The following is a 16101-nucleotide window of genomic DNA, read 5'->3' on the forward strand; positions in this document are numbered from 1 at the left end:
GCAGCGGCGTGGCGGAGGGGGGCTTTGGCAAACGGGCCGGTGCGCCGGGGGGAGAGCCCCCTCCACCAGCCTGCGGCCGGTCCCCCTCCCCGCCCTGCGGGGAGGATCTGGGTTTGCCGAACTCGACCGACCGGCCCCTCAAGGCGCCCCCTCCCCGCCAGGCGGGGAGGATCTAGCCCCTCACTTCTCCACGAACTTCAGCAGCTTGATCGCGTCGCTGTCGCTCACGCAGCCGCCGATCCGGCGCGTCGCGTAGAAGGTGACGAAGGGCTTGTTGCTGTACGGGTCGCGCAGCACCGCGGTGTCGCCGCGGTCGGCGATCAGATAGCCCAGCCGGAAGTTGCCGAACGCGATCGCCGCACTGCCAGCCGCGACGTCGGGCATGTCCCCCGCCTCCACCACCGGATAGCCCAGCAGCGTCGCGGGCTGCGCCGCCGCCAGCCCGGGCTGCCACAGGAACTGGCCGTCACGCGTCTTCACCTTGCGCACGAGCGCCGCGGTGGCCGCGTTCATCACGAAGCACGCGCCCTGGCGATAGGGCGCGCGCAGCGCCTGGACGAGGTCGATCAGCCGCTCGCCGGGGTCGCCCGCGAAGGTGCCCGCCGCGCCGCTGGGGAGATATTGCAGCGTGCCGAAGGCGCGCGCGCCGTCCCCCTCCGCGCTCGCCGGCGCGGTGAGGAAACCGCGCGGTCGGCCCAGCCCGCTGCCGGTGACGAAGGCGGCGCCCTCGGCCTTGGCGAACTCGGTCGCGATCTCGTCGGCGAGCCACGCCTCGCTGTCGAACAGCGCGTCGTCGAGCATCGCCTGGCTCGCGCTGGGGTTGGCGTAGAGCTCGCCGTGGGGCGGGACCAGCTCGTGGAAGATCGGCGTCGCGGTGACCGGGCGCGGGTCGGTCTCGCCCGCCCAGCCAGAGGGCGTGCCGCCGCTGGTGATCAGCTTGCGATAGCCCGCGCTGCCAACCTGGACCACGTTGGCGATGGCGCGGATCGGGCTGAAGCTGACGAGCTGGGCGTCGATCCTGGCATCGAGCTCGGAGGGGATCGCCACCCCGCCCTGCTCGCCGGTAACGCCGGTGAAGGCCTTGGTCTCCAGCGTCGCGCCGGTGCGGATGTAGCGCGCGAAGGCGGCGTCGCCCTCGGGCCGGGCGCCCTCCAGCAGCGGGCGCGCGTCGACGGTGTCGGTCATGGTCGGTCTCCTCGGTGTGAAGCGGTGGTGGGCGGCGGCGGCGCCACGCTCGTGCTGGGAGCGGAGGGAGGGTTCACGCGAGGACGCGACGACGCGAAGAAGAAGGATCGGTCACGCGGGAGGCGCGGAGGCGCTGAGAGGGCCCGAGCGCGGCGGCGCTCCCTTGGTCTCACCGGGGCGTTGGGACGTGACGGTCGCCCGACGCGCGCCGTCCCCGCGTCTCCGCGCCTCCGCGCCTCCGCGTGACCATCTTCAGGCGCTCCGCGCCGTCGCGTCACCGTCGGCTCGGCACATCGGCGCGACCCTCACCCTGGCACCGGTGAGCGCCTCATCTCGTTCAAACCGCCGCGGTGCCCCGGCGTCCGCCGGGGCACGATCCGGAGCGCCGTCGCTCTGCCGCGACCGCTTCGCGTCCTCGCGTCCTCGCGCGAGCCTCATCCCGGCGCTCCCGCGTGCGGGTCCGGACGAGGCGGCTCCTCCCACCAGTCGACCAGCGCGCCGGGCTGCATCGGCACCGCCACCAGGCTGACCTCGACCAGCTCGGCGGCGACGACCGCGCGATGCGCGCCCTGCCGCACCGCGCGCGCGCGATAGGCGACCGAGAAGCCCGGCAGCGCGCCGCTCTTCACCGCGCGCGCCACCGCCGCGTCGTCGACCCGCGCTGCCACCAGCAGCCCGCGCGCGTCGTCCGCCAGCGACAGCAGCGCCCCCACCGGCGCGCCGCGATGCTGGCACAGCAGCGGCACCGCGCGCGGCGCCGCGCCGAACACGCCCGCGCGCAGCACGTCCCCGGCGCGGTCGACGCGGTCCCACAGCGCGGCATAGCCCCCGACCCTCACTGGCCGTCCCCGCCGAGGTCGACGCCGAGCCGCATCGCCAGCCCGAGCAGCAGCAGCGCGCCCAGCGTCCGCGTCACCCAGCCGAGCAACGCGCGCCACGCCGAGCGCTTGGCCGCGCGCCACGTCTGGAGCAGCTCGCGCAGCGCGGCGACGTCGCCCGCCGCGCCCGCGTCGGCCAGCCCCAGCCGCGTGAGCGCGCGCGTCGCGCCCAGCTCGCCCGCCTGCTCCGCCACCGCGCGCAGCCCGGCCGGGTCGGCGCCCTCGGCGGCGAGCTGCGCGAGCAGGTGCGCCAGCACCGCGGCGCTGCCCTCGTCGTGCGGCGCGCTCATTGCCAGTCCACCATCGCGCGCTTCTCCTCGGGCGACAGGAAGTCGGCCGCCGCCGCCATCCGCCACAGCCGCTCGCGGTCCTCCGCCAGCGCGGGGACGCGGTCGAGGTCGACGCGCAGCACCGCCTCCCCCACCCAGCGCGCCAGCCCGGCGGCGAGCGCGGTGAGGATCGCGTCGGCGAGCGGCAGCACGGTCAGCCGCCACAGCGCGCGATTGGCCTCGGCGTAATTGGCATGGGTCGAGTCGCCGGGCAGGCCGAGCAGCATCGACGGCACGCCGAAGGCCAAGGCGATCTCGCGCGCCGCCGCCGCCTTGGTGCCCGCGAAGTCCATGTCGGCGGGGGTGAGGCTGAGCGGCTGCCACGTCAGCCCGCCCTCGAGCAGCAGCGGCCGCCCGGCGTTGACCGCGCCCGCGAAGCCCGCGTCCATCTCCTCGCGGAGGCGGCGGAACTGGTCGGGCGACAGCGTCGCGCCGTCGCGCGCGTCATACACCAAGGCGCCCGAGGGCCGCGCGGCATTGTCGAGCAGCGCCTTGCTCCACGCCGCCGCGGCATTGTGGATCGCCACCGCGGGCGCGGCGGCGCCGAGGCAGCCCAGGCCGTAATGGTCGTCGAGCGGGTGGAAGCGGCGCAGGTGGATCACCGCCTCGGGCACGAGCCGGCTGGCGCGCGCGCCGACGCGATAGAGGAAGGCCGCGGGCCAGCCGTCGGCGCCGAGCTCGACGCTGACCCGCTCCGGGCGCAGCGGGTAGAGCGCGGCGGGGGCGCCCTGCTCGTCGCGCAGCGGCTGGACGAAGGCGTTGCCGTGGAGCAGCAGCTGCGCCGCGACGGTCTCGAGCAGCCCAGGCGCGGCGACGAGCGCGCGCAGCGCCGGGTCGGGGCAGTCGAGCGGCGCGCTCGCGACGCTCTCGGCGACGAGCCGCACCGCGCGCTGCGCGATGGCGTTGCCGAGATAGGCCGCGCGCACCTGCGCCTCATAGCCCTGCGGCCAAGTGACGGGCGGCGGGGGCGCGGCGATGCCCGACGCGCGCGCCAGGGCGGGCCGCGCCGCCGCGGGGGCGGGCGCGGTCTTGCGGAACCAGGCCATAAGGCGATCTCCTCGATGTACGGCGTTCAGTGGGCGGCGACGTGGGGGAGGATCGTTCGAGGTCGAGCGTGTGATCGGAACGGGCGGCTCCCCCGAGAAGCCGTCATCCCCGCGAAGGCGTTAATCCAGAGACGCCGCCGGAGCGGCCGCGTCGCGGACGCCGTCGCGTCTGGATCCCCGCTCCGCCGGACGGCGACGCCACCAGGAGAGCGTCCCGCGCCGGGGATCGCGGCTGCCGGCGTATCCCGATCACCGCTTCTCCCGGGTGACGGGGCGGGAGGAGAGCTCCCCTCGCCGGTGTGGGACGGCGTGGCCGGCCCCGACGCGTCGGTCGCGCCGCGCCGCGCCGGCTGCCGCCGGTGCGGCAGCGCCCCCGGTCGTCACCCCCCAGCCTGACCGCCCCCCGCGGGCGGGGCTGACGACATAGCAGCGGATGCCCTCGCGTCGACGATCGCGGACACCTTCGTGTCCCTGCCCGGCGTCGCTTCAGCAGCCTCCCCACCGCGCCGTCTCGGCCGCGGATCGAGGGTCCCTCACGCCCGTCAGGCGCGCTCGATCAGCGCGGCGTAGCAGCCGCGCGCGGCGTAATGCGCGTGGACATAGGCCAACGCGTCGTCGCCGAGCAGCCGCTCGACCGCGCCGTGCAGCGCCGCGCCCTCGGCCAGCACGGCGTCGACCATCTCGCCCGCGGCGTCATAGCCGCGCAGCGAGATCGGGCGCGCCAGCAGCGCGGCGGGCAGCGACCCGACCAGGTCGAGCGCCGCGCGCGGGCGCTCGCCGACGAAGATCGCGTGGCGCGCGCGATAGGGGGTCGGCGCGGGCTGATGCTCGTAGTTGAGCAGCAGCACGGTCTCGCCCGGGGGCAGGTCGCTCACCGTGACGCGGTCGGGGAAGCCCGGCGCGCGGTCCACCACCAGGCGCCGCACCCCCGCCGCGGCGAGCTCGGCGTCGGAGCGCCCGACCAGGTGCGCGAACGGGGCGGGATCGAGCCCGCGGACGCGATAGGACATGCTCATCTCCTCTGCCGGCCGACCGTGCCGGGTCACCCGTACCTAGCAGGCGACCCGCGCGCGCCGCGTCCCGCGGCATGCGCTCGAACCCGCCCGCCTCACAGCACGCGCACGCGCACCGCGCCGCCGTCACCGAGCAGCAGCGCCGTGAGCGCCCAGACGCAGGCGTCGGCGCGGTCGGGCGAGCGCCCCGGCCCCTCGTAGCCGCCGCCCGCGACCAGCCCGGCCAGCTCGTCCTCCAGCGCGGGGAAGGCGCGCGCGTGCCACACCCGACCGGTCTCGTAGAGCGCCGCCACCGGCTCGGCGCGCGCCGACTTGCCGCGCGTGGCATGCACCAGCCGCAGCGGCAGCGCGGCGTCCGCGGCGCGCAGCACCTGCGCCACCATGTCGCCGCCTTGGTTGGCCTCGGCCACCACGCGCTCGGCGGCGTGGCGCGCGGCGCAGGCGGCGACCGCGCGCGCCCAGCGCTCGGGGCTCGCGCCGATCACGCTGGCGTCCTCGAGCACATAGCCGTGGCCGTCGCGCCCCAGCCCGGCGGCGACGATGCCGCAGGCGTCGCCGCCGCTGCCGGCGGGCGGGTCGACCCCCACCACCACGCGCAGCAGCGCGGGCACGGTGGCGGCGCGCTGGCGCTCGATCAGCGCGCGCGGCCACAGCGCGCCCGCGACGTCCTCGATCAGCTCGCCGTCGAGCTCCTGCCGCCCCAGCCGGGTCGCGCCATACTGCGCCGCGACCGCCGCCACGAAGGCGGCGGGCAGATGCGGGTTGTCGCGCGTGCGCCCGCGCGTCACCGCGGTGTCGGGCGCGGCGGCGATGCCGCGCAGCAGCGCGGTCGCGCGCGGCGTCGTCGTCACCAGCGCCTGGGGCCGCGCGCCGAGGCGGAGCCCGAGCGTCAGATTGTCCCACGCCGCGGCGCCGCGCCATTTGCCGAGCTCGTCGGCCCAGGCGAGATGGTGCTCGGGGCCGCGCAGCCCCTCCGGCGCGGCGGCGGAATAGACCTGCGCCACCGCGCCGCCGGCGAAGCGCAGCTCGCCCAGGCTCGGGCGCCACGCCGCCGCGCCGTCGCGCCGCGCCGCGGCGAGCAGCCCGCTCGGCCCCTCCACCATCACGCGGCGCGCGTCCGCGTCGGTGGCGCCGACCAGCGCGATCCGCGCCTCGGGCCGCGCGCGCGCCATCGCGGCGACCCATTCGGCGCCGGCGCGGGTCTTGCCGAAGCCGCGCCCGGCCTGGATCAGCCACACGCGCCAGTCGCCCGGCGGCGCGAGCTGCCCCGGGTGCGCCCAGCCCGCCCAGTCGGCGACGAGCGCGCGGCGCGTGCCCTCGTCGATCGCCTCGAACACAAGCGCCGCGGCGGCGGGATCTGCCCGACGCAACGCGCGCAACGAGCGGGTGAGCGGCAGGGTCATGCCCACACCCGCGGGCGCGCGCCGGGTGCGAAGGTGAGCGCGGGCGCGCCCGCCGCGCGGCCGGGCGGCGCGGGGAACCGACCCGCGGCGCGAGGCGCGCCGTCGCGGCGGTCGGGCGCGATCGGCGCGGCGTCGGGCGGGTCGTGCCACGCGGCGTGGCGCCGGTCCGCGTCGCCCGGGCAGGACGGTGCGAGCGCGGGGCCCGCGGCGGCGTCGCCGGGTGGGGTCTCGACGGCGGCGCCGGCCAGCCGCGCCTCGGCGGCGGGACCGGCCAGCGGGGTCTCGCCGGCGGAGCGATCGTCCGCGCGCGTCGTCGCGATCGGTCGCGCGCCCCCGCCGTCGTCCGCCGGCGAGCCCACCCCGATGGCGACCGCGGACGGGGGCGGGGGCGATCTGTGCCCGGCCGGGTCCGCCGCCGCGCCGCCCGTCGCGATGCCCGAGCCCGTTACAGCCTCAGTCTCGGCCGCGCCCGGGCCGGGACGAGCGTCCGTGTCGCCGTCGGAAAGTTGATCGTCCACCTCGCCCCAGTCCGCCGCGGCGGCGCGCTCGAGCGCGTCGACCTCGGCCGCCGCCGCGGGGGACACCGGCGTGCGGCGGACGCGCGGGGTGGCGCCGGCGTAGAGCTGCAGCCGGCGCGCCAGCTCGGCCCCCGCCGGGTCGAGCGCGCCCCGTCGCCCGCGCCGCGCGCGCGGCGCCGGGACCGGGTCTGCCCCGGGAGCGGTACCAGCAGCGGTTCCGGCAGCGGCGGCGCGGTGGCGGTCGAGCAGCGCCAGCGCGGCGGCGAGATCCAGCGGCGTCTCGCGATCGAGCAGGTGGCGCAGCGCCTCGGCCTCGAGCCGCTCGTACCCGATCGCGAGGGCCGCACGCCAGGCCGCGGCGAAGCGCGCGTTGCGTCGCCGCAGCGCATAGGCCGAGACGGGCGCGATCCCCGTCGCCGCGGCGGCGCGCGCCGGGCAGCCCAGCATGGCGAGCTGGTCGAGGAAGCACGCGCGGGTGGCGGCGTCGAGCGCGGTCGCGCGGACCTGCGCCGCCGCGGCAGCCGGGACGGTCGCGCCCGCCGCCCTCTCCGAGCGCTCGCCCCGCATCGCCGATCTCCCGCTGAAACGCGAGCGGGCCGGTGCGGCGGAAGCTCGCTCCCGAACGCCCGGCCCGACTCGCATCATCTCGATGTTCGTGTTTTGTACACAAACAGCGTCGCGCTGTCAAGCGGGCTGGCGCTCAGCGGGGCGCGCGCCCGGTGCCGGTGCTGAGCGCGAGCCGCCGCCCGCTGAGCGTGTCGACCAGCAGCGTGTCGCCGTCCCGCTCCACCGCGACGAAGCGGTCGGGGCCCGCCGCGGCGGGCAGCTCCCCGCGCCAGACCACGCGGCCGGCGCGATCGAGGCAGACGAGGTTGCGCGCGCGCGCCTCGTCCTCGGCGGCGGGGGCGTAGAGCACGACTCGCCGCCCGCCGCCGATGGCGATGCTGCGCTCGACTCGCGTGAGATCGGGCATCGGCCGCTCTCCTCTCGGTCGAGGAGATACGCGGGCGGGCGCGCGGCGGATGCAGGGGGGTGAGCGGAGAGACGATGGAGCGGGTAACGGGAATCGAACCCGTGTATTCAGCTTGGAAGGCTGCTGCACTACCATTGTGCTATACCCGCATACCCGCGAGACCGCGCCGCTCGCTGGCGCTTTCCCCCCGGCCGCTCCGACTCGCCGCGTGCCGGTAGGCCGACACGCCGCCGCGGAGACGCCCGGCGTCATACCGAGCGGGGGGCAGCGGCACAAGCCGTCCGCCGCCGCCCACCCGCCGGGGCGAGCGCAGGCGCCGCCGCCGGCGTCACGACCGCCCCGCCGCTCCCCACCCGCCGCGCCGGGCATGCGGGGAGCGGGGAGCGGTCGCCCGCGCGGCTCAGTTGGTCGCCGCCGCGCCGATCATCACGATCGACGCGAGCCGCTCCGATCCGCCCGTCTGGCGCGCGACCCGGATCTCCCGGCGCAGCAGCCCCAGTTTCTCGCGATAGTCGAGGTAGTCGGAGGCGAAGATCATGTTGGCCTGGATCGTCGGCCCCACCCCCGCGCCCGTGGAGACGGCGGGGAGCACGCCCAGCCGTCCGATCGCGCGCAGCGCGGCCCGGTCCAGCCGACGGTCGTGCGACGATCGCGCGAGCAGGGGCGCGGCGGGACGGTTGCGCTCGTCCAACGTGAACCGAACCGACACGATGCCGCCCGACCCCGCGCCGTCGAACCACATCGGCTCCTGTTGTCGCAGCAGCTCCGTCTCGAGCCGCCTGGTCACCGCGGCGACCCATCGCTCGCGGGACAGTTGATCTCCGCGGACCGTCACTTCTCCCTGCCGCGGCCGTGCCGGGGAGGTCGACGGGAACAACGCGCACACGGCGGCGATCACGATCGAATAATGCTTCATGACGATCTCCGATGCTGGATGATCGGCCAGGACGCGCGACCAGTTTCTGCGTGAACTCTGACGCCTTGGTCGAGGGAGAGCGGCGATCGCTGCGATCCCGCCCCCGCACGCTTGTACCACCCTTTCGGTCGCGCGGAAAGAGGGTCCGCATCGGACCTTTCTGGCAGGATCGGTGTCGCTTTTCCTGACCCAGGTGGAGAAAGCCGTCGCCGCGTGTCACACATTCGCGCGCCAACAAGCTATTGATAGGCGTTCGCATAAGCGATAGAGCCCGCGCCGGAAGGGGTTCTCACATGCATCATCGTCTCGCCCGCGCGCTGCTCGTCGCCAGCGCGCTCTGCCCGCTCCCGGCGCTCGCCGCCGCGACCGACTCGCCGCTCGTCGCCGATGCCGCGGTGCCGGCCGCCGACGCCGCCGACGCCCCCGACCAGCAGCAGGTCGGCGACGACGTGGTCGTCACCGGCGTGCAGACGCGCGACATCGCCTCCTCCGCCACCAAGGGCAGCGCGCCGCTGGCGCAGACGCCGCAGTCGGTCAGCGTCGTCACCGCCGCCGACATCGCCGGGCTGGGGCTGCAGAACCTCAACCAGGCGCTGCGCTTCGTCGCCGGCGTCACGCCCGAGACGCGCGGCTCCAGCGCCGAGGTGTACGACCAGTTCAAGCTGCGCGGCTTCGACGCCGCGGTGTTCCTCGACGGGCTGCGCCAGTTCGGCAGCCCGACCGGCTATGCCGTGCCCCAGGTCGACGTGTCGCGGCTCGACCGCTTCGAGGTGCTCAAGGGCCCCGCCTCGGTGCTCTACGGCCAGTCGTCGCCGGGGGGCCTCGTGGCGCAGTCGAGCAAGCTGCCGGTCGACGCCGCGCTCTACGGCGCTGTCGCCGCGAGCTACGGCACCTTCGACCTGTACCGGGTCGACGCCGACATCGGCGGGCGCGCCGGCGAGAACGTGCTGTGGCGAGTCTACGGCAGCGCCAACGGCGCCGACACGCAGCAGCGTTTCAGCCGGCGCGAGCGCCAGACGATCTCGGGCGCGGTGACGCTCGGCGCGGACGGCGCGACCACGCTGACGCTGCTGGGCAATTACTCGCACGACCCGCACAACGGCGCGTACGGCGTCTTCCCCGCGCTGGGCACGCTGATCGACAATCCCAACGGCCGCCTCTCGTCGCGCTTCGACGGCGGCGAGGCGGGCAACCGCTATCGCCGCGAGCAGGCGTCGGGCACCTATATCTTCCGCCACGACTTCGGCGGCGGGTGGAGCTTCCGCGCCTCGGGCCGCTACCAGAATGTCACCGCGCGGCTGGGCCTCATCTACGTCAGCGGCGCGCCCGCGGACGCGGGGCTGCGCGTGTACAACCGCGCCTCCTACGCCACCGACGAGACGCTCGACAATTGGACCTATGACAACCAGCTGAGCGGCGCCTTCCGTACCGGGCCGATCGAGCACCAGCTGCTGCTCGGCGTCGACCGCCAGGTGGCGCACTCGACCGAGCTGTACGCCTTCGGCAGCGCGCCCGCGCTCGACGCCTACCAGCCGGTCTACGGCACGATCGCGACGCCGCGGACCCCCGCGGCCGTGCCCAACCCGTTCGGCGGCAGCTATGACACACGCCAGCGCCAGCAGGGCATCTACGCGCAGGACCAGCTCTCGCTCGGCGAGCTGCGCGTGACGCTCGGGGGTCGGCAGGACTGGGCGTACGGGCGTGAGCGCACCCAGGCGGGGTCGACCCAGCGCGACGAGAAGTTCACCTGGCGCGCCGCCGCGCTCTACACGCTGCCGTTCGGGCTGGCGCCCTATGTGAGCTATTCCACCTCGTTCCAGCCGCAGAGCGGCCAGGTGCTGCGCGACGACGGCAGCTTCGGCCTGCCCGATCCCTCGCTCGGCAAACAGATCGAGGCCGGCGCCAAGTTCACCGTGCCCGGCACGCCGATCCTGCTCAGCGCCGCCTGGTTCCGCATCGACCAGACCAACGTGCTGACCTCCACGCCCGATTTCACCGTGTCGCGCCAGACCGGCGAGGTCCGCTCCACCGGCGTCGAGCTGGAAGGCTTCGCGCCGCTCGGCCACGGCTTCACCGTTCGCGGCGCGTTCAGCCGCCAGCGCGTGCGCGTGACGAGCGACCCGCAGGACCCGTCGCGCGTCGGCCGCGGGCTCGAGACGGTCGGGCGCGGCGGCACCTCGGTCAACCTCGACTGGACCGCGCCGGGCGGCCCCTTCACCGGGCTGACGCTGGGCGGCGCGGTGCGCCACGCCGACGAGGCCTATGCCGGTATCTACACGCCAGGGTTCGGCGAGGCCGCGGCGGGGCCGCGCAACAGCCCGGGCTATACGGTGTATGACGCGCTGGCGCGCTACGACCTCGGCGCCGCCGCGCCGGGTCTGCGCGGGCTGAGCCTGGCGGTCAACGCGACCAACGTGTTCGACAAGAGCTATCTCACCTCCTGTTTCGCCAATTACCAATGGTGCTGGTACGGCAACCGCCGCACCGTCCAGGCGACCCTGGGGTGGAAGTTCTGAGACGATAGGCCTTCCCCGCTCGCGGGGAGGGCGGAGCGCGGGCGCAGGCGCTCCCCGCCGCGGCCGATCCGCGCGCGAGCGCGGTCTGGCCGGCGTCGATCGCCCATCACCGGCGGGAAATCCGCGGCGCGCTGGTCGTGCCCGCCACCGGCATCGAGAGCCGCCGCCCGCCGGCCAACCCGTGACCGCCGCGGTGCGCTACGTCCTGCTCTCTACCCCGCTCGCGCCCGAGCGCATGCTCGACGTCGCTCGAACCCGCTGGACGATCGAGACCGGTCCCACTGGCTCCTCGACGTCGCGTTCGCCGGGGACGCCGCGCGCGACCGCGAGGACCACGGCCCGCAGAACCTCGCCCCACGCTGCAAGCGCGCCCTCCATCTCCTGCGTCGCCTCCCAGACACGGGCGCCGTCATCGCACCGCTCCTCCCCGCGGTCGGCAGGTCCATCGCCTACGGGCGAGGAGGGAGAGGAGGAAGGGGCCGTTCCATCCGGCGCGTTGGATCCTGCCCCGCCACCTAGGTCCGAATCGTCGCCGCGCTCACACGTCCGCGGTGATCGCCTTCAGGTCGACGATCGGGCGCGCGCCGACATGCTGGATCACCTCGGCGGCGCAGATCGCGCCGAGCGTCAGCGACGCCTCCAGCGACCTGCCGCGCGCCTGGCCGAACAGGAAGCCCGCCGCGAACAGGTCGCCCGCGCCAGTCGTGTCGGCCACCTGGTCGATCGGCTGCGCCGGCACCGTCGCGCGCTCGTCGCCCGCGATCGCGGTGGCGCCGCGCTCGCTCAGCGTGACGACCACCACCGGCACCTTGGCCTTCACCGCCGCGATCGCCGCCTCGACGTCGCTTGTCTCGGTCAGCGACAGGAGCTCCGCCTCGTTGGCGAACAGCAGGTCGATCAGCCCGGCGTCGATCAGCGCGTGGAAGGCGGCGCGGTGGCGGTCGATCACGAACTCGGCCGAGAGCGTGAAGGCCACCTTGCGCCCCGCCCCGCGCGCGACGTCGATCGCGGCACGCATCGCCGCGCGCGGCTCCTCCGGGTCCCACAGATAGCCCTCGAGATAGAGGTAGCGCGCGTCCGCGATCAGCGCGCGGTCCAGCGCCGCCTCGGGCAGATAGTGCGAGGCGCCGAGGAAGGTGTTCATCGTGCGCTGCCCGTCGGGCGTGACGAAGATCAGGCAGCGGCCGGTGGTGGGCGCGCCGGCGCGCGCGGCCGTGTCGAAGCGGATGCCCGCGGCGCGGATGTCGTGCGCGAAGACGTCGCCGAGCTGGTCGTCGGCGACCTGGCCGATGAACGCGCAGGACGCGCCCAGCGCCGCCATGCCCGCGATCGTGTTCGCCGCCGAGCCGCCAGACACCTCCTGCCCCGGCCCCATCTTGGCGTAGAGCGCGTCCGCCTCCTCGGGCGAGAAGACCAGCGCCATCGCCCCCTTGGTCATGCCGTTGTCGGCGACGAAGGCGTCGCTCGCGGGCGAGAGGATGTCGACGATGGCGTTGCCGATCGCGACCACGTCGTAGCGGGGTTCGGTCAAAGGGAGCGTCCTGCAGTCCGGGAAAGCGCCCGCCTATCCGCCGCCCGCGGCTTGCGCAACCGCGCGCGAGCGCGCAACGCTGGCCGCGATGGTGCGCGCGCTGCTGCTCTCGATCGCCCAGCTCGGCGACCCGCCGGTGCTGCGCGTGCTGGCGCAGTCGTTGGCGGTGACGCTGACGCTGTTCGCCGCGCTGGCGCTCGGCCTGTGGTGGTTGGTGGACGCCGCGCTGGCGGGCTGGAGCTATCACGGCGCGATGGCGGGGCTGGCCGCGGTGGCGGTGACCGCGCTCGCCTTCTGGCTGCTGTTCCGCGCGATCGCGGTCCTGGTGGTCGGGCTGTTCGCCGACCGCATCGTCGCGGCGGTCGAGCGCCGCCACTATCCCGGCGCGGCGGCGAGCGCGCGCGAGGTGCCGCCGGCGCGCGGTCTGGCGATGGGGCTCGGCTCGGCGGCGCGGTTCGTCCTGGTCAACCTGCTGCTGCTGCCGCTCTATCTGGCGCTGCTCGTCACCGGGGTCGGCACCGCGGCGCTGTTCTTCCTGGTCAACGCCTGGCTGCTCGGGCGCGACCTCGGCGACATGGTGGCGGCGCGCCACCTGCCGCGCGCGGCGATGCGAGACTGGCGCGCGGCGACCGCCGGCCGGCGCTTCGTGCTGGGGCTTGCCGGCACCGCGCTGTTCGTGGTTCCGCTGCTCAACGTCCTCGCCCCCGTGCTCGGCGCGGCGATGGCGACCCACCTCTACCACGGAGCCCGCCGATGATCCCGCCCCGCCGTCTCGCCGCGCTGCTCCCCGCGCTCGCGATCGCGGGCTGCACGGCCACCGCGCCGACCACCGCGGCGCGGCCGCAGCCGGTCGCGGCGGCGCTGCCGAGCATGGGGCTGGAGAGCGTGATCGGCCAGGACGCCGCCGCGCTGGTGCGCAGCTTCGGCCCGCCCGACGCGGACGTGCGCGAGGGGACCGCGCGCAAGCTGCAGTTCTCCAGCGCGATCTGCATCCTCGACGCCTATCTCTACCCCCCGAGCGGCGGCGGCGAGGCCAAGGTGACCTGGGTCGACTCGCGCCAGCGCGACGGCCGCTCGATCGACCGCGCCAGCTGCGTCGCCGCGCTGGCGCGGCGCGACGGGGGGAAATAGCGGGGGCAGACGATCGGGGTTGCTGCGGGAGCCTCATCCACTCCTCCCCGGCACGGGGAGGGGGACCAGCCGAAGGCTGGTGGAGGGAGGCTTCCACGAGCGCTGCCCGTCGTCGAGAGCCCCCTCCGCCACCGCTTCGCGGCGGTCCCCCTCCCCGCCGAGCGGGGAGGATCGGGGTGAGCGATTTCCCCCGGCACGAGGATGGAGTCCGCACGCGAAGGGCTTGGCAGAGGAGGGCTTCCACCCGCGCTTCGCTGCGAGGAGAACCCCCTCCACCACGCCCTTCGGGCGCGATCCCCCTCCCCGCGGAGCGGGGAGGAGCGAGGTGGGAGCAGTTCCTCCCCCCTCTCCGCTGGCCCTGACGCGCGCGCTCGCCTAGGCTCGGCCGCGACAAGGGGGCGTCGGGTGGCAGAGAATGGGATCGCGGTCAGCGCCGAGGCGCTGGTGAAACGCTACGGCGAGCGGCGCGTCGTCGACGGCGTCGATCTCGCGGTGCCCGAGGGCGCGATCTACGGGGTGCTCGGCCCCAACGGCGCGGGCAAGACCACCACGTTGCGCATGCTGCTCGGCATCATCGAGCCCGACACCGGCTCGCGCCGCCTGCTCGGCAGCGCGCGCCCGCGCGACGTCGGCGACCGCGTCGGCTATCTCCCCGAGGAGCGCGGGCTCTACCCGTCGATGACGGCGCGCGAGGCGATCGCCTTCATGGGCGCGCTGCGCGGATTGGAGTGGCGCACCGGGCGCGCACGCGCCGCCGAGCTGCTCGAGGCGGCCGGGCTGGGCCACGCGATCGACGGCAAGATCCGCAAGCTATCCAAGGGCATGGCGCAGCTGGTCCAGCTGCTCGGCGCGGTCGTCCACCGCCCCGACCTGCTCGTGCTCGACGAGCCTTTCTCCGGGCTCGACCCGGTCAACCAGGAGCGGCTGGAGGCGCTGATCCGCGCCGAGCAGGCGCGCGGCGCCACCATCCTCTTCTCCACCCATGTGATGCAGCACGCGCAGCGGCTGTGCGACCGGCTCGCGATCATCGCGCGCGGGCAGTGCCGCTTCGAGGGCACCGTGGACGCGGCGCGCGCGCTGCTGCCGCAGCAGGTCCATTACGTGCCGCACCGCGCCGACCCCGCGATCGCCGCGCTGCTCCCCGCCGACGCGCGCGGCGACGGCGAGGGCTGGCGCTTCCCGCTGCCGCCCGAGGGGATCGAGCCGGTGCTCACCCGGCTGATCGCGGCCGGTCACGGCATCGCCGGCCTGTCGATCGAGCGCCCCGGGCTGCACGAGGCCTTCGTGCGAGTCGTCGGCGAGGAGGAGGCGCGCGCGTGACCCAGCTCCGCCGTCATCTCCGCCAGACGCTGACGATCGCGCGCCGCGACTTCGTCGCCACCGTCTTCACCCCGATCTTCCTGCTGTTCCTGTTCGCGCCGCTGATCATGGCGTCGTTCGGCGCGGTCGGCGGGATGGGCGCGGCGAGCGCGTCGGACAGCTCCGCCGCGCGCACGCGGCTGGTGGTGCTGCTGCCCGCCGCGGCGGCGCGGCGCGTGCTCGACGCCGACGCGCGCTGGCGCCCGCTGCTCGCCGGCGACTCGCGCCAGCCGCGGGTCGAGGCGCGCGCCCCCGCCCCCGCCCCCGACGCCGGCGATGCCGCGCGCCAGGCCGCCGCGACGCTGGCGGAGGGCGCGCATGGCCATGACTCGGTCGACGTCGCCGCGGTGCTGTACGGCACGCTCGAGCGGCCCGCGGTGCTCTACGCCGCGGGCGACCGCGGCGGCGCGCGCTATCTCGCCGGGCTCGCGCGCGACGCCGCGCTGGTCGAGCGCGCCGGTGCCGCGGCGCCGGACGCGACGCTCACCGCGGTGCGGACCGACGCGCCGTCGCAGGGGGTGCGCAAGGCGACCGGCTTCTTCGCGGTCTTCGGCATCTTCTTCCTCACGCTGTTCCTCTCCGGCCAGGTCGCGGGGACGATGGCGGAGGAGCGCAACAACAAGGTGATCGAGGTGCTCGCCGCGGCGGTGCCGCTGGAGAGCGTGTTCCTGGGCAAGTTGGTCGGCATGTTCGGCGTGGCGGTGCTGTTCGTCACCTTCTGGGGCGTGGTGATCAGCCAGCTCGGCGCGCTGCTGCCCGGCGACGCCGGCGACGCGCTGCGCACGCTCGCGCCCGCGGTGGGCGGCGGCTGGTTCGCGCTGCTGTTCGGCGGCTATTTCACCATGGCCTATCTGCTGCTCGGCTCGGTCTTCCTCGGCGTCGGCGCGCAGGCGGCGACGATGCGCGAGATCCAGATGCTGTCGCTGCCGATCACGATCGTCCAGGTGGCGATGTTCGCGCTCTCCTCGGCGGCGGTGTCGCACCCGGGCAGCTGGGTGGCGACTCTGGCCGAGCTGTTCCCGCTCTCCTCGCCCTTCGCGATGGCGGGGCGCGCGGCGAGCGACTCGGCGCTGTGGCCGCACGCCGCGGCGCTGGCGTGGCAGGCGCTGTGGGTGGCGATCTTCATCACCGTCGGCGCTCGGCTGTTCCGCCGCGGCGTGCTCCAGTCGGGCAGCCCGACCCCCGCGTGGAAGCGGCTGTTCGCGCGCCGCTGAGGCCCGCCCGCACCACCGTATACGGCATCCTCGCTGTCGCTTTTTTGCAACGCCTTATCACCGTGTTGCGGGGCGGGGCGAAAGCGGGC

Annotated in this window: 15 protein-coding genes and 1 tRNA gene; 5 read left to right on the forward strand and 11 right to left on the reverse strand. The window is 75.4% G+C overall.

Annotated features, from left to right (window positions below; translation table 11 throughout):
- Nucleotides 1-180 precede the first annotated feature (180 nt).
- From KZ813_RS18205 to KZ813_RS18250, 10 genes are all read right to left on the reverse strand, one after another.
- Nucleotides 181-1185: a phage major capsid protein gene (locus tag KZ813_RS18205; protein ID WP_219756408.1), complete on the reverse strand. Its 1005-nt coding sequence runs from the start codon at nt 1183-1185 to the stop codon at nt 181-183.
- Between the two features lie 434 nt (nt 1186-1619).
- Nucleotides 1620-2024: an HK97 family phage prohead protease gene (locus KZ813_RS18210; RefSeq protein WP_219756409.1), complete on the reverse strand. Its 405-nt coding sequence runs from the start codon at nt 2022-2024 to the stop codon at nt 1620-1622.
- Nucleotides 2021-2353, reverse strand: a complete 333-nt coding sequence (locus tag KZ813_RS18215; protein WP_219756410.1) for a DUF6127 family protein — start codon at nt 2351-2353, stop codon at nt 2021-2023. The genes KZ813_RS18210 and KZ813_RS18215 overlap by 4 nt, the downstream gene beginning before the upstream one ends.
- The gene (locus tag KZ813_RS18220; RefSeq protein WP_219756411.1) at nt 2350-3438 is read right to left on the reverse strand and encodes a phage portal protein; all 1089 of its coding nucleotides are present in this window, start codon (nt 3436-3438) and stop codon (nt 2350-2352) included. Before KZ813_RS18220 ends, KZ813_RS18215 begins: the two co-directional genes overlap by 4 nt.
- Nucleotides 3439-3980: 542 nt before the next feature.
- On the reverse strand, nt 3981-4448 hold the full coding sequence (locus KZ813_RS18225) for a DUF1203 domain-containing protein (RefSeq protein WP_219756412.1): 468 nt from the start codon (nt 4446-4448) through the stop codon (nt 3981-3983).
- Nucleotides 4449-4546: 98 nt separating this feature from the next.
- The gene (locus KZ813_RS18230) at nt 4547-5854 is read right to left on the reverse strand and encodes a DNA-packaging protein (protein WP_219756413.1); all 1308 of its coding nucleotides are present in this window, start codon (nt 5852-5854) and stop codon (nt 4547-4549) included.
- On the reverse strand, nt 5851-6939 hold the full coding sequence (locus tag KZ813_RS18235; RefSeq protein ID WP_219756414.1) for a hypothetical protein: 1089 nt from the start codon (nt 6937-6939) through the stop codon (nt 5851-5853). Before KZ813_RS18235 ends, KZ813_RS18230 begins: the two co-directional genes overlap by 4 nt.
- Before the next feature lie 133 nt (nt 6940-7072).
- The gene (locus KZ813_RS18240; protein WP_219756415.1) at nt 7073-7345 is read right to left on the reverse strand and encodes a DUF7957 family protein; all 273 of its coding nucleotides are present in this window, start codon (nt 7343-7345) and stop codon (nt 7073-7075) included.
- 75 nt (nt 7346-7420) lie between these two features.
- A tRNA-Gly gene (locus tag KZ813_RS18245) sits at nt 7421-7494 on the reverse strand.
- Nucleotides 7495-7745: 251 nt separating this feature from the next.
- Nucleotides 7746-8132 carry an energy transducer TonB family protein gene (locus KZ813_RS18250; protein WP_219756416.1) on the reverse strand — a complete coding sequence of 129 codons (387 nt, stop codon included), beginning with the start codon at nt 8130-8132 and terminating at the stop codon, nt 7746-7748.
- 422 nt (nt 8133-8554) lie between these two features.
- On the opposite strand from KZ813_RS18250, the gene KZ813_RS18255 reads away from it, so the two are divergent.
- Nucleotides 8555-10777 carry a TonB-dependent siderophore receptor gene (locus tag KZ813_RS18255; protein ID WP_219756417.1) on the forward strand — a complete coding sequence of 741 codons (2223 nt, stop codon included), beginning with the start codon at nt 8555-8557 and terminating at the stop codon, nt 10775-10777.
- A 538-nt stretch (nt 10778-11315) separates the two neighbouring features.
- On the opposite strand, the gene KZ813_RS18260 is transcribed toward KZ813_RS18255, so the two are convergent.
- Entirely contained in the window at nt 11316-12308 is a 993-nt protein-coding gene (locus KZ813_RS18260) for an adenosine kinase (protein WP_219756418.1), read from the reverse strand.
- Between the two features lie 88 nt (nt 12309-12396).
- On the opposite strand from KZ813_RS18260, the gene KZ813_RS18265 reads away from it, so the two are divergent.
- The 4 genes from KZ813_RS18265 (at nt 12397) to KZ813_RS18280 (ending at nt 16012) form a co-directional block, all read left to right on the forward strand.
- The gene (locus KZ813_RS18265; protein WP_219756419.1) at nt 12397-13065 is read left to right on the forward strand and encodes an EI24 domain-containing protein; all 669 of its coding nucleotides are present in this window, start codon (nt 12397-12399) and stop codon (nt 13063-13065) included.
- The gene (locus KZ813_RS18270) at nt 13062-13439 is read left to right on the forward strand and encodes a hypothetical protein (RefSeq protein WP_219756420.1); all 378 of its coding nucleotides are present in this window, start codon (nt 13062-13064) and stop codon (nt 13437-13439) included. The genes KZ813_RS18265 and KZ813_RS18270 overlap by 4 nt, the downstream gene beginning before the upstream one ends.
- 405 nt (nt 13440-13844) lie before the next feature.
- Nucleotides 13845-14759: an ABC transporter ATP-binding protein gene (locus KZ813_RS18275; protein WP_219756421.1), complete on the forward strand. Its 915-nt coding sequence runs from the start codon at nt 13845-13847 to the stop codon at nt 14757-14759.
- Complete coding sequence (locus tag KZ813_RS18280) at nt 14756-16012, forward strand: ABC transporter permease (protein WP_219756422.1); 1257 nt, start codon at nt 14756-14758, stop codon at nt 16010-16012. The genes KZ813_RS18275 and KZ813_RS18280 overlap by 4 nt, the downstream gene beginning before the upstream one ends.
- The last annotated feature ends 89 nt before the right edge of the window (nt 16013-16101 follow it).

The sequence above is a fragment of the Sphingomonas folli genome (assembly GCF_019429525.1).
GTDB classification, from domain to species: Bacteria; Pseudomonadota; Alphaproteobacteria; order Sphingomonadales; family Sphingomonadaceae; genus Sphingomonas; species Sphingomonas folii.